Source organism: Streptomyces sp. NPDC091280, from assembly GCF_044768565.1.
In the GTDB taxonomy this organism is placed as follows: domain Bacteria; phylum Actinomycetota; class Actinomycetes; order Streptomycetales; family Streptomycetaceae; genus Streptomyces.
Window position 1 is genome coordinate 266773 of sequence record NZ_JBIVUZ010000005.1, and the last position, 13282, is coordinate 280054.

11 protein-coding genes are annotated in these 13282 nt (G+C 71.6%); 6 read left to right on the forward strand and 5 right to left on the reverse strand.

Features of this window, described 5'->3' with window-relative positions:
• Positions 1-55: 55 nt before the first annotated feature.
• Complete coding sequence (locus ACIQPR_RS17240; protein ID WP_403648524.1) at positions 56-901, reverse strand: serine hydrolase; 846 nt, start codon at positions 899-901, stop codon at positions 56-58.
• 145 nt (positions 902-1046) lie between these two features.
• Here ACIQPR_RS17240 and ACIQPR_RS17245 point away from each other — a divergent pair, with 145 nt between their 5' ends.
• From ACIQPR_RS17245 to ACIQPR_RS17260, 4 genes are all read left to right on the forward strand, one after another.
• Positions 1047-3362 (forward strand): ArnT family glycosyltransferase, encoded by a 2316-nt coding sequence (locus ACIQPR_RS17245; protein WP_403648527.1) that lies wholly within the window; start codon positions 1047-1049, stop codon positions 3360-3362.
• Between the two features lie 141 nt (positions 3363-3503).
• Positions 3504-4310: an endonuclease I family protein gene (locus tag ACIQPR_RS17250; protein ID WP_403648530.1), complete on the forward strand. Its 807-nt coding sequence runs from the start codon at positions 3504-3506 to the stop codon at positions 4308-4310.
• 82 nt (positions 4311-4392) lie between these two features.
• Positions 4393-4608 (forward strand): hypothetical protein, encoded by a 216-nt coding sequence (locus ACIQPR_RS17255; protein WP_403648533.1) that lies wholly within the window; start codon positions 4393-4395, stop codon positions 4606-4608.
• 160 nt (positions 4609-4768) lie between these two features.
• Positions 4769-5551, forward strand: coding sequence for a VOC family protein (locus tag ACIQPR_RS17260; protein ID WP_403648536.1), 783 nt, complete (start codon positions 4769-4771; stop codon positions 5549-5551).
• A 10-nt stretch (positions 5552-5561) separates the two neighbouring features.
• On the opposite strand, the gene ACIQPR_RS17265 is transcribed toward ACIQPR_RS17260, so the two are convergent.
• From ACIQPR_RS17265 to ACIQPR_RS17275, 3 genes are all read right to left on the reverse strand, one after another.
• Positions 5562-7247, reverse strand: a complete 1686-nt coding sequence (locus ACIQPR_RS17265) for a thiamine pyrophosphate-binding protein (RefSeq protein ID WP_403648538.1) — start codon at positions 7245-7247, stop codon at positions 5562-5564.
• Complete coding sequence (gene speB, locus ACIQPR_RS17270) at positions 7244-8212, reverse strand: agmatinase (RefSeq protein ID WP_403648540.1); 969 nt, start codon at positions 8210-8212, stop codon at positions 7244-7246. Before speB ends, ACIQPR_RS17265 begins: the two co-directional genes overlap by 4 nt.
• Positions 8213-8274: 62 nt before the next feature.
• On the reverse strand, positions 8275-9744 hold the full coding sequence (locus ACIQPR_RS17275) for a sodium:solute symporter (protein ID WP_403648542.1): 1470 nt from the start codon (positions 9742-9744) through the stop codon (positions 8275-8277).
• Between the two features lie 120 nt (positions 9745-9864).
• On the opposite strand from ACIQPR_RS17275, the gene ACIQPR_RS17280 reads away from it, so the two are divergent.
• Together ACIQPR_RS17280 and ACIQPR_RS17285 are read left to right on the forward strand one after the other, a co-directional pair.
• Positions 9865-11358 (forward strand): PucR family transcriptional regulator ligand-binding domain-containing protein, encoded by a 1494-nt coding sequence (locus ACIQPR_RS17280; RefSeq protein ID WP_403648545.1) that lies wholly within the window; start codon positions 9865-9867, stop codon positions 11356-11358.
• 115 nt (positions 11359-11473) lie between these two features.
• Complete coding sequence (locus ACIQPR_RS17285) at positions 11474-12262, forward strand: phosphatase (RefSeq protein WP_403648548.1); 789 nt, start codon at positions 11474-11476, stop codon at positions 12260-12262.
• Between the two features lie 44 nt (positions 12263-12306).
• Here the strand turns inward: ACIQPR_RS17285 and ACIQPR_RS17290 are convergent, their stop codons facing one another.
• Positions 12307-13278 (reverse strand): cation diffusion facilitator family transporter, encoded by a 972-nt coding sequence (locus tag ACIQPR_RS17290; protein WP_403648550.1) that lies wholly within the window; start codon positions 13276-13278, stop codon positions 12307-12309.
• Positions 13279-13282: the final 4 nt, after the last annotated feature.

Below are 13282 nucleotides of genomic sequence, written 5' to 3' on the forward strand. Positions count from 1 at the left end.
CGTTCAGTTAAGCGAGATCCCTGTGAACGGGCTACGCGAGATCCCTGTGAAGCGGCTAGGCGAGGTCCTTGTGGATCGCCTTCGCGACGCCCTGGATCGTGGTGATGCCGTAGCTCATCGTGCTGTTGTCCTGGGTCAGCACGGACATCATGTAGTCGCGCCCGCCGCCGTTGAAGGTGCCCAGGCTGTGCACGCGCCAGCCGTGCGTGGAGCGTTGCAGCCAGCCGTTCTTGACGTGCACGGTGACGGTCGACGGGGCTCCGTACGGTGTGCCCCAGCGCTGGCCGGCGATCACCTGGTTCATCAACTTCAGGATGTACGCACGGGAGTTGTCGCTCAGCACCGAGTTCTTGGCGGTGACCAGCTTGAGCAGTTTCTGCTCGTCGGTGACCGTCTCCTGGGTCAGACCCCAGTAGTTGTTGGCGCCCGGCTTGGTCTGGGTCATGCCGGCGGCGGCGAGGAAGCCCTTGATCTTCGTCAGGCCCAGCTGCTTCCACAGGGTGGAGGTCGCGGTGTTGTCCGACTTGGTGATCATGGCCTTGGCGAGGGTCGACTCCCGCGACGTCAGCAGCCGGTTGTGCTTCTTCGCGTCCCACAGCAGCGTGGCGAGGACGGTCACCTTGACGGTGCTGGCCGAGTCGTAGGCGGTGGTCGCGCGCAGCGTGCAGGTGGTGCTGGTCTTCCGGTCGTAGAGGCCGACCGCGACGGTTCCCTTGCGGGTCGCGAGGGCGGCGGTGATGTCCTTCTTCAGTTTGTCGGCGAGGCCGGCCTTGGCGGACGTACAGCTGACCGTGGGGGTGGCGGCGGCAGCGGGGGTCGCGGCGGCCAGCACGGGTATGAGCACCCCGGCGCCCGCGCCGGCCGCCAGCACTCTGGCCCGGCGGGATATCCATTGAGTCATGCAGGACTTGACTCACAGGCAGGCGTGAAAGGTTGTACGGGTTGGGGAACGGTTGTACGACCCGTTACCCGGGCCTTTGCGAATTCACAGCCGAGTACCAGGTCGGGCACAGCACGCACCCACTCTGCCTTCGCACGATGGCCGGGTGACATCTGCCACCGATCCGCACCCCCACACCGAACCCGCGTCCGCCGACTGGCCGCCGCCGGCCCCGCCCGAGGCGGCACCGCCCGAGAAGGCGCCCCGCTGGTCGCTGCCCGCGCTGGCCGCGATCATGGTCCTGGCGGCCGTGCTGTACTCCTGGAACCTCTCCGGGTCCAGCATGAACACCTTCTACAGCGGTGCCATCTGGGCCGGCACGAAGAGCTGGAAGGCCTGGTTCTTCGGTTCGCTGGACCCGGGCAACTTCCTGACGGTCGACAAACCGCCCTTCGCCCTCATGGTCATGGGCCTGTCGTGCCGGATCTTCGGCTTCGGGACCTGGCAGATGATGTTGCCCCAGATCGGGGCCGCCCTCGGCACGATCTGGATCCTGCACACGAACGTGAAGCGGATCTGGGGCCACGGCGCGGCGGCCGTCGCCGCGCTGGTCCTCGCCCTGACCCCGATCACCGTCGCCATCAACCGCGACAACAACCCCGACACGATCCTGGTCTTCCTCATGGTCGCGGGCGCGGCGCTCGCGTTCCGCGCCACCCGTGACGAGCGGCTGCTGCCGCTGCTCGGTTCGGCGGCCTGCTTCGGCCTCGCCTTCAACACCAAGCTGCTGGCGGGCTGGATCGCGCTCCCGGCCGTCTTCGCGCTCTACCTGTACGCGTCGAAGGCGCCCTGGGTGAAGCGGGTCGTCAACCTGCTGCTGGCCGCTCTCGTCCTGGCCGCCTCCAGCTTCTGGTGGGCCGTCGCCGTCTCCCTGGTCCCGGCCTCCGACCGCCCCTACATCGGCGGTTCGACGGACGGCTCGGCCTGGAACCTGATCATGGGCTACGACGGTCTCGGCCGCGTCTTCGGCGGCGAGGGCAACGGCGGCGGAGGCGGGGGCGGAGGCGGCGGCTTCTCCGGTTCCTCCGGTCTCGGCCGGATGTTCAACGACATCCTCGGCGGCCAGATCTCCTGGCTGCTGCCCTTCTCCGCGATCGCGCTGATCGGCGGCCTGGTGCTGTGCGGGCGCGCCCCGCGCACCGACCAGCGGCGGATGGGCCTGGTCCTGTGGGGCGGCTGGCTGCTCCTGCACTACGTGATCTTCGCGACCGCCCAGGGCACCATGCACCCGTACTACACGACCGCGCTCGCCCCGGGCATCGCGGCGCTGTGCGGCGGCGGTGGCGTGATGCTGCTGAACGCCTACCGTGCCGACAGGCGCTGGGTGTGGGTGCTGCCGGTGGCCTTCGGCGTCACCGGGATCTGGTCGGTCGTGCTGCTGCGCCGGGCCTCCGGCTGGAACACCTGGCTGTGGCCGGCCATCGCCGTGGTCATGGTCCTCGCGATCGTGGGCCTGCTCGTCTTCCGTTCCGGCAACCGGGCGCGGCTGCTCACCGCGTCCGTCGCCGCGGCGGCCGTGGCGGCCCTCGCGGGTCCGACGGCGTACGCGACCTCGCCCGCCTTCGGTTCCTCCGGCGGGATGATGGGCGGCACCAACCCGACGGCCGGTCCCTCGACGGGCAGTGGCATGGGCGGCGGTCCCGGCGGCGGCGGTGGCGGTAACCGCGGTGGCTTCCCCGGCGGCGGCGACATGGCGGGCGGCACGCAGCAGGGCGGCGGGAACACCCAGGCCGGCGGCGAGGCCGCGGGCGGCTTCCCCGGCGGCGGACAGCAGAACGGCGAACTGCCGGGCGGCAGCGGCGAGATGATGCCGGGCGGCGGGAACGGCGAGCTGCCCCAGGGCGGCGGCACGGCTCCGGGCGCCTCCGGGGGCACGGCGCCCGGCGGCAGCGGCGGCACCGGCGAGGCGGGCGGCACCGGCGGAACGGCGCCCGGCGGCGGTACGAGCGGACAGCGCGGCGGCTTCGGCGGTGGCGGCATGGGCGGTGGCGGCGGCATGGGCGGCGCGTCCACCGAACTCATCACGTACCTGAAGAAGCACCAGGACGGCGCCAAGTGGCTGCTCGCGGTGTCCAATTCGCAGAGCGCCGCGCAGATCGAGCTGAGCGCCAAGGAGGCGGTCATCTCGATGTGGGGCTTCACCAGCTCCGACAACGCGATGACGGTCGCCAAGCTCAAGGAGCTCGTGAAGAAGGGCGAGTTGCACTACATCCAGATCAGCAGCGGCGGCATGGGCGGCGGTATGGGTGGCGGCAACAGCCTGAGCACCGAGGTCGCCACCTGGGTGAAGGCGCACGGCACGGCGGTCAAGGAGAGCGCGTACAGCAAGAGTTCGACGTCGAGCTCCACCTCGACCTCCACGTCGAGCTCCACCTCGAACACCGCGTCCCTCTACCGTCTGGACCCGTCGGACGTGAAGTGACGCCGGCGTGACCGAACGGCCAACGGCCCCCGACCACACGGTCGGGGGCCTTTTTTAACATTCCATTAACCTCAACTTCCTCATGTCCATGCCACTCTCGCCAGTGCCGCCTCATCAACCCGCGTAGATGGGAAACTCTTTATGCTGGCGACACGCATCCGGCACTGGAAGTCGATGGCGCTGACCACCGCCGCCGTCCTGGTCGGCCTCACCGTCCCGACCCTGACGGCCACCCCGGCCGCCGCCACGACCACCGCCTACGACTCGACGTACTACAAGAACGCGGTCGGCAAGACGGGCACCGCGCTGAAGTCCTCGCTGCACACGATCATCAGCGCCAACGTCACGAAGATCTCGTACTCCGCGGTCTGGAACGCCCTCATGGCCACCGACCAGGACCCGAACAACAGCAGCAACGTGATCCTGCTGTACAGCGGTGTCTCCCGCGCCAAGTCCCTGAACGGCGGCGACGTCGGCGACTGGAACCGCGAGCACGTCTGGGCCAAGTCCCACGGCGACTTCGGCGAGTCGGTCGGCCCCGGCACGGACCTGCACCACCTGCGTCCCGCCGACGTCCAGGTCAACAGCATCCGCGGCAACCTGGACTTCGACAACGGCGGCAGCGCGGTCACCAACGGCGGCGGCAGCACCGTCGACTCCGACTCCTTCTCGCCGCGCGCGGCGGACCGGGGCGACGTGGCCCGCATGATCCTCTACATGGCCGTCCGCTACGAGGGCGACGACGGCTTCGCCGACCTGGAGCCCAACGAGAAGGTGGGCAACGGCAGCAACCCCTACATGGGCAAGCTCTCCGTCCTCAAGGCCTGGAACGAGGCGGACCCGCCGAGCGCCTTCGAGGAGAACCGCAACAACGTCATCTACAACACCTACCAGCACAACCGGAACCCGTTCATCGACCACCCGGAGTGGGTGGAGGCGATTTGGTAGACGGCGGTACCGGGTAGGGCTCCTCGCGATCCGTCACCCGCCGCCCATGGAATGATCGTCCGACTCCGGAAGGGAGCAGTCCATGTCTCGGGACCGGAAACGATCCTTCGCCGACGAACCCGGCTGGATGATCGTGTGCTTCATCGCTTCCGTGTGGTCGGCGGCCAGTTCGGCCGGCTCGTGGTGGGTCCGCCTCGGCTCGGTGGTGCTCAGCCTCGTCTGGGCCGCCCTCCTTCTGCGGTGCCTGGTCAGGCGCCGCAGAAGGAGCAGGGCGGCGGCCGATCTCCCGGAGCGATGACGGCGGTCCGGGTCCGGACCCGCTCCGGCGGACGCTCGGCCGTTAGGTGGAACCCGGACTCCTCTCGCCGCTCATCCGCGGAAGGCGTCGGCAGGGACGGCATCGTGGCTCCCGTCGCGACCTGTCCCGACCCGACCCGCTTTCCGTCCCGGAGGACTTCATGCTCGGCACCGACTTCGTCACCGGATCGCCCAACTGGCTCGACCTCGGCAGCCCCGACACCGACGCCGCCGCCGTGTTCTACGGCGCCGTCCTCGGCTGGCGGTTCGTCTCCGCCGGGCCCGACACCGGTGGTTACGGCTTCTTCCAGGTGGACGGGAAGACCGTCGCCGCCCTCGGACCGCTCACCGAGGAAGGGGCGCGTTCCGCCTGGATGATCCACTTCAAGACCGAGGACGTCGCGGCCACCGTCCAGGCCGTCACGGCCGGCGGCGGGACCGTGCGGACGGAGCCCATGGACGTCATGGGCGAGGGCGTGCTCGCGCAGGCCACCGACCCGCAGGGCGCGCAGTTCGCGCTCTGGCAGCCCGGCCGGACGGCGGGTCTGGAACTCACCTCGGCCCCGAACACCCTGCTCTGGGCGGAACTCCACGCCACCGACCCGGAGGCCGACATCGCCTTCTACCAGGGCCTGTTCGGCTGGCGCAGCCAGGACATGCCGGCCCCCGGCATGACCTACCGGGTGCTGAGCACCGGCGCCGGCGACCAGCAGGACGCCTCCTTCGGCGGGGTCGCGCCGCTCAACGCCGGCGAGGGCGAACAGCCGCGCTGGGTACCGTACTTCCACTCGACGGACGTCGACGCCACCGTCGAGGCGGCGCGCTCCAACGGCGGTTCCGTACTGATGCCGGCGGCGGACATGCCCGAGGTCGGCCGCATCGCCTGGCTCGCGGACCCCTTCGGCGCGGCCTTCGCCCTGCTGAAGCCGGACCCGCGCGGCTGACAGCGGCCCCTCACTCCAGATGCGTGGCCGCGAACATCCGCAGCACGGCCGGGAGTACGACCACGGACGGCCCGGCCGTCGCCAACGCCTTCGCCAAGTCCGACTCCAGTGCCTCCGGGGTCGTACGAACACCCGGCACCCCGAACGACTCCGCCAGCGCCACGTAGTCGGGCCGGGTCAGTTCCGTCGCGGTGGCCTCGCCGAAGGCGTCGGTCATGTACTCGCGGAGGATGCCGTAGCCGCCGTCGTCGACGATGAGCCAGGTGACGTTCAGGTCGTACTGCCTGGCCGTCGCCAACTCGGCGATGGAGTACAGCGCGCCGCCGTCTCCCGACACCGCCAGCACCGGCCGCGTCGGGTCGGCCGCCGCCGCGCCCAGGGCGGCCGGGAAGCCGTAGCCGAGGCCGCCCGCGCCCTGGGCCGAGTGCAGCTGGTTGGGGCCCTGCGCGTCGAACGCCGACCAGGCCCAGTAGGCGAGGATCGTCATGTCCCAGAAGGAGGGGGAGTCGGCCGGCAGGGCCTTGCGGACCGAGTCCAACACGCCCTGTTCCAGGGTCAGTTCCTGAGCGGCGAGGCGGTCGCGGACCTTCTCCAGGACGTCCCGTACCCGCTCCCGGGCCGTCGGGTCCGGCCGTTCCGTCACCGTCTCCAACAGCGCCTGCACCGCGTGCCACGCGTCCGCGTGGATGCCCAGCGCGGGGTGGTTGGACTCCAGTTTGCCGAGGTCCGCCTCGATCTGGATCACCCGGCCGCGCGGCCTGAACGTGTGGTAGTTGGAGGAGAGTTCACCAAGGCCCGAGCCGACGACCAGCAGGACGTCCGCGTCCTCCAGGAAGTCCGTCGTGTGCCGGTCCTCCAGCCAGGACTGGAGCGAGAGGGGGTGCGTCCACGGGAACGCGCCCTTGCCGCCGGGGGTCGTGACCACGGGCGCGTCGAGCTTCTCCGCCAGCAGGCGGAGTTTCTTCGACGCGTCGGCCCGCACCACTCCCCCGCCCGCGATGATCGCGGGACGGGCCGCGCGGGAGAGCAAGTCGGCTGCCACGGCGGTCAGTTCGGGGCGGGGGACCAGGTCCTCCGGGGTCGCGTCCACCGCCGTCACCACGGGGAGCAGGGTCGGAGACAACAGGACGTCCTGCGGGATCTCCATCCATACCGGGCCATGCGGAGCCGTGAGCGCCGACTTCCAGGCCTCCGCGATCGCCGACGGGATCTGCGACTGCGTGCGGACCGTGTGGACCGACTTCACCACGCCCCTGAACGAGGCCGCCTGGTCCGGGAGTTCGTGCAGATAGCCGTGCCGGCCGCCGCCCAGACCGGCCGTCGGGATCTGGCTGCTGATGGCCAGGACGGGGGCCGAGGCCGCCCGCGCCTCCTGGAGCGCCGCCAGTGAGGTGAGCGCGCCGGGGCCGGTCGACAGCAGCAACGGTGCCGCCTCGCCCGTGACCCGGCCGTACGCGTCGGCCGCGAAACCGGCGTTGTTCTCCACCCGCAGGCCGATGTACCGCAGGTCGGAGCGGCGCAGCGCGTCGAACATGCCGAGCGCGTGCTGGCCGGGCAGACCGAAGACGGTCGTCGCGCCGAGCCCGGCCAGGGTCTCCACGACCAGGTCGCCGCCGTTGCGCCCGGGGGGCGGGTTCAGCGCGGCGGTGATCTGCGCGGCCGTGGGGCGGAGTTCCAGGTCGTGGTCGTGGGTCACTTCGAACGAGCCTCGGCAATCTGACGGGACATGATGGTGATCAGGTCGTACGCGGTGTGCGACGCGGCCACCGACGTGATCTCGGCGTGGTCGTACGCCGGGGCCACCTCGACGACGTCCGCCGACACCAGGTTGCAGGATGCCAGGCCGCGCAGGATCTCCAGAAGTTCGCGGGAGGTCAGGCCGCCGGCCTCCGGGGTGCCGGTGCCGGGCGCGTGGGCCGGGTCGAGGCAGTCGATGTCGATGGAGACGTACAGCGGGCGGTCGCCGATGCGCTGGCGCAGTTGGTCGGCGACCTCGTCGGCGCCGCGGCGGTAGACGTCCGCGGACGTCACGATGCCGAAGCCCAGCTTCTCGTCGTCGGTGAGGTCCTGCTTGCCGTAGAGCGGGCCGCGGATGCCGACGTGCGAGAGGGCCTCGGTGTCGAGGATGCCCTCCTCCACCGCGCGCCGGAACGGCGTGCCGTGGGTGTACTCGGCGCCGAAGTACGTGTCCCAGGTGTCGAGATGGGCGTCGAAGTGCAGCAGGGCGACCGGGCCGTGCTTCTTCGCGACGGACCTCAACAGCGGCAGGGCGATGGTGTGGTCGCCGCCCAGGGTCATCAACCGGGCGCCGGTGCCCAGGAGTTGGTCCGCGGCCTCCTCGATGGTCTCGACGGCCTCGTTGATGTTGAACGGGTTGGCCGCGATGTCACCGGCGTCCGCGACCTGGGCGAGGGCGAAGGGGGACGCGTCCTGCGCGGGGTTGTAGGGCCGCAGCAGCCGGGACGCCTCGCGGATCGCGTTGCCGCCGAAGCGCGCGCCCGGCCGGTAGGAGACACCGGCGTCGAACGGCACCCCGACCACGGCGACGTCCGCGCTGCCGACCTCGTCCAGGCGCGGCAGCCGGGCGTAGGTCGCCGGGCCCGCGTAGCGCGGGACGCGGGAGGAGTCGACGGGGCCGCGGGGCGTCTCGTTGCTGGTCATGGGTACTGCCTTCTTTCCTACGCTTCGTCGCGTATGGGCTCTTTGCGAGTCTGGCTACGACTCTACTGGTGGGCGGCGACCGGTTCGGACGCGAGTTCGGGGGCGCCGTGTCCGGCGAGCCGCTCCCGCCAGGCGGACAGCACCGCCGCGTCGGTCGCCGGCGTCGCGAGCGACACGGCGACATAGGCGGCGAGGGACGCCAACAGGCCGTAGTAGACGGGCTCGTTGGCGAGGATGCCGTAGCCCGCCATGAGGCCGACGACCGCGAGGCCGCCGACGGCGACGGCGGCGAGCGCGCCCTGTGCGGTGCCGCGCTTCCACAGCAGACCGCCGAGGATCGGCACGAGGAGGCCGCCGACGAGGAGGTTGTAGGCGACCGTCAGCGCCTCGACGACGTTGTTGAGCGCGATGGCCGTGCCGATCACCGCCACGCCCATGACGAGGATGAAGGCGCGGTTGCCCCGCACCTCGTCGTGCTGCTCCGGCGCGCCGTCACGGCGGACGGCTCCCCGCAGCTTGGACCAGATGTCGTTGTTGGCGACCGTGGCGCAGGCGATCAGCGCGCCGGAGGACGTCGACATCACCGCGGCGAGGGCGGCGGCCAGCACCAACCCCCGCACGCCGATGGGGAGTTCGTCCTTGACGATGGTCGCGAAGGCGTCGTCGGGACTGCCGAGGTCCGGGTAGAGGACCTTGGCCGCCGTGCCGATGACCGCGCCGGCGAGGGCGTAGAGGAGGCAGTAGGTGCCGGCGACCGTGCCGCCCCACTTGGCGGTCCGGTCGCTGCCGGCCGTGAACACGCGCTGCCAGATGTCCTGGCCGATGAGCATCCCGAAGGTGTAGATCAGGACGTAGGTGAAGATCGTCTCGCCGCCGATGCCCAGCGGGTCGAAGTACCCGGTGGGCAGTTTCGCCCTCATCTCGCCGAAGCCGCCGGCCTTGACGACCGCGATGGGCAGCAGGAGCAGGAGCACGCCGATCGTCTTCACCACGAACTGCACCATGTCGGTCAGCGTGATGGACCACATGCCGCCGAGCGTCGAGTACGCGACGACGATCGAGCCGCCGAGGACGATCGCGACCGTGCGGTTCAGGTCGAAGAGGACGTCGAAGATCGTGGCGTAGGCGATGGTCGAGGTGACCGCGAGCATCAGGGTGTAGGCCCACATGACCACGCCGGAGATCACTCCCGCCCGGCCCCCGTACCGGAGGTCGAGCATCTCGGAGACGGTGTACACCTTCAGGCGGGCGATGCGGGCGGAGAAGAAGACGGAGAGGGCGAGCAGGCCGAGGCCGATGGTGAAGACCATCCACGCCCCGGACAGCCCGTACCGGTAGCCGAGGCCCACACCGCCGATGGTGGACGCGCCGCCGAGGACGATGGCGGCCATGGTGCCGGAGTACATGACCGGGCCCAGCCGGCGGCCCGCGACCAGGAAGTCGCTCTTGGACCGGGCGCGGCGCATGCCCCACCAGCCCATGGCCAGCATGCCGGCCAGATAGACGACGATGACGGTGTAGTCGACGGCCATCCGGGGGGCCTCCTTCGCGGGGTCGCTGCCTGGTCTGCGTCGACAGTAGGTGGCCGGAAAGCGGCTGCGAAGTGTACGTTTCATCCATTCGAGCACGAGGTGATGGAGAAAACGTCCACCATGCCGGACCTGACGATTCCCCCCACGCCCCCCACCCCTCCGGTGCCGCTCGCCGCCCTGCTGGCCCGCGAGGACCTGGGGCTGCGGCAGATCGCGGGGCCCGCCGACCCGGACATCGTCATCCACTGGGCGCACACCTCGGAGATGCCGGACCCGTATCCGTATCTGCTGGGCGGCGAACTGCTGCTGACGGCGGGCGTGCACATCCCGGAGGCGGCCGGCTCGGGCACCTACTTCGCCGACTACGTCTCCCGGATCGTCGCGGCGGGCGGGGTGGCCCTCGGCTTCGGCGTCGCGCCCGTCCACGACACCGTGCCGAGGGCCCTGGTCGCGGCCTGCGACCACTACGACCTGCCGCTCGTCGAGGTCCCGCCGCGCACCACCTTCTCCGCCGTGGCCCGCGCGGTCTGGCAGCTGATGGCCCAGGCCCGGCTGGCCGAACTCCGCCGCGTCACCGAGGCCCAGCAGAGCCTGGCGGCAGCGGCCTCCCGACCCGACCCGGTCCCTTCGGTGCTCCGGCAGCTCGCCCGGCGGGTCGGCGGCCGGGCCGTGCTGTACGGGCCCGACGGGACGGAGATCGCGGCGGCGGGGCGCGGCGCGCCGGGCGCGGACGCGCTGGCGGCCCTGGCCCGGGTGGTGCGGCCGGCCGGAACACCCGCCGCGGCCGGGGCTCCCACCTCCGCGACCGACACCGTCCCCGGCGCCCGTCTCGCGGCCTACGCCCTGGGTACCGGCCAGGGTTTCGTCCTGGGGGTCGCCGCCCCGGACCACGCGCCCGGCGACCACACCATCGCCTCCGTCGCCGCCGTACTGCTCTCCCTCCTCACCGGCGAACACCAGAGCCGCACGGGCGCGAACCGTTCGTCGGCGCTCGTACGACTGCTGCTGGGCACCGCGCCGCAGGACGTCGCGGCGCTGCTTGGCGGGGAGCGGTGGACCGTCGTGCACGCGGCGCCCGAACCCGGCACCGCCCCCTCCCCCGACCCGGTCGCCGCGTCCGCGCTGGGCACGGCCCTCGGGTCGGCGCTGATCGACCTGGCCCCGGACGTCGTACGGGTCCTGGTCCCCGCCGACCGGGAACCCGAACCGCAGCCCGGCTGGACCCTGGGCGTCAGCGCGTCCGTGGCCCCGCGCGACTGGCCGGCCGCCGACACCCAGGCGGCCCGCGCCCTGGCCAGGGCCCGCGCGACCCGGGCCCCGCTGGTCCGGCAAGGCGCCGACGGCCGCCCCGGCCTCGCCGGGCTGGTCCCCCACGGAGAGGCCGAGGCGCATGCCCGTGCCCTCCTGGCCCCGCTCGCCGGGAGCCCCGCGCTCACCGAGACCCTGCGCACCTGGCTCTCCCTGCACGGGAGTTGGGACCGTACGGCGGTCGCGCTGGCCGTGCACCGCAACACCGTGCGGCAGCGGATCGCCCGGTGCGCGGCGCTGCTGGACGCGGACCTGGACGATCCGGACGTACGGATGGAGCTGTGGTTCGGGCTGCGCCACCTGTGAGCGGCCGGCTGTGGGCGGCGGGCCGTGGACGGCGGGCCGTGGGCCGCGAGTGATCCACATCCCAGCGTTCGGGACGTCGGGCAGCGGTACGGTCCGCTGCTCCACAATGGGGACCATGCCGATACCCGGGACCCCAAGCCGCGCCGAGCTCGTCGATCACCTTGTGAAGACCCGTATCGCGGGCGACGTAGCCACCCCCCGCGAGAACAACCTCTCCCACTACCGCAAGCTGGCCAACGGCGACCGCCACTACTGGCTCGGCCTGGAGCTCGGCAACCGCTGGTCCGACGAGCAGGACGTGCTCGCGGTGATGGCGGAGCGGGTCGGGGTGAACGACGATCCCGAGTACCGCTACGGCCAGGACACCATCGACCCGGAGCTGACGGTCGCCGCGCTCGACCGCCTCGCCGCGCGGCTGCGCAAGGCGGCCGACGGACAGCAGCGGGTCCTCTTCGCCACCGGTCACCCGGGCGGTCTGCTGGAGGTGCACCACTCCACGGCCGCCGCGCTGCGCACGGCCGGCTGCGAGATCGTGGTGATCCCGGAGGGCTTGCAGACCGAGGAGGGGTACGTCATGCAGTTCGCGGACGTGGCCGTCCTGGAGCACGGCGCCACGCTCTGGCACACCCACTCCGGTGAGCCGATGAAGGCGATCCTGACCGCCCTGGAGCGCGCGGGCCGCCCGCTGCCCGACCTGGTGGTCGCGGACCACGGCTGGGCGGGGTACGCGGGCCGGCACGGCGTCGACTCGGTCGGCTACGCGGACTGCAACGACCCGGCGCTCTTCCTCGCCGAGTCCGAGGGCACCCTCCAGGTCGCCGTGCCGCTCGACGACCATGTGGTCAGCCCGCGGTACTACGACCCGCTGACGGCGTATCTGCTGGCGGAGGCGGGACTGAACTGACCGCCCGGCCCGACAGGCTCAACTCCGCTGCCCCGGAAGGGAGTTCACGGCCACGGGTTGAGCCCCTCCGCCCGGCGCTGCGCGTACCCCGGCGTCGGGTCGAGGTAGACCCGGCTCACCGCCGGGAACACCTCCCGCAGCCGCTGCTCGGCCCGTTCGCAGGCCCACTCGATCTGGGCGGCGCTCGACCGGTCCCGGAAGTCGATCTTCGCGGCGATCAGCGCCTCGCGCGGACCCTGCACCAGGGTCGTCAACTCCAGTACGGCCTCGATGTGTTCGACCCCGAGCAGCTCCTCGCGGATGCGGTCCCGCATGGGCTCGGGCAGCGGGCGGCCGATGAGGAGTTCGGCGTTCGAGCGGCCGAGCACCCAGGCGACGCAGAGCAGCAGGAGGCCGATGCAGAGGGAGGCGGCGCCGTCCCAGACGCCGGAGCCGGTGAGCTGTCCGCCGAGCAGGCCGCCGGCCGCGAGGAGCAGGCCGACCAGGGCGGCGGAGTCCTCCAGCACCACGGCCTTGACCGCGGTGTCGGGGGTGTGGCGGAGGTAGCGCTTGAAGGAGGCGTCGAAGCGGGCCGCCTCGCCGCGCGCCTGGCGTACACCGGTGCGCAGGGAGTAGCCCTCCAGGAGGAAGGCGACACCGAGCACGATGTAGGAGACGAGCGGGTCGCCGAGGTCCTCGCCGGCGACGAGGGTGTGGATGCCGTCGTAGAGGGAGAAGACGGCGCCGCCGACGAAGGTGGCGACGGCGGCGAGCATCGCCCAGATGTAGCGCTCGGGGCCGTAGCCGAGGGGGTGTTCCTCGTCGGCGGGTTTCTCGCTGCGTTTGAGGGCGGTGAGGAGGAGCAGTTCGGTGACGGTGTCGGCGACCGAGTGCGCGGCCTCCGACAGCATCGCGCTGGAGCCGCTGATGACGCCCGCGACCGCCTTGGCCACCGCGATCCCCAGATTGGCGACGGCCGCGACGATCACCGTGGCGGTGGACTCGCCGCCGCCCGCGCCCTCCTCCGTGTCTGTCATGCCC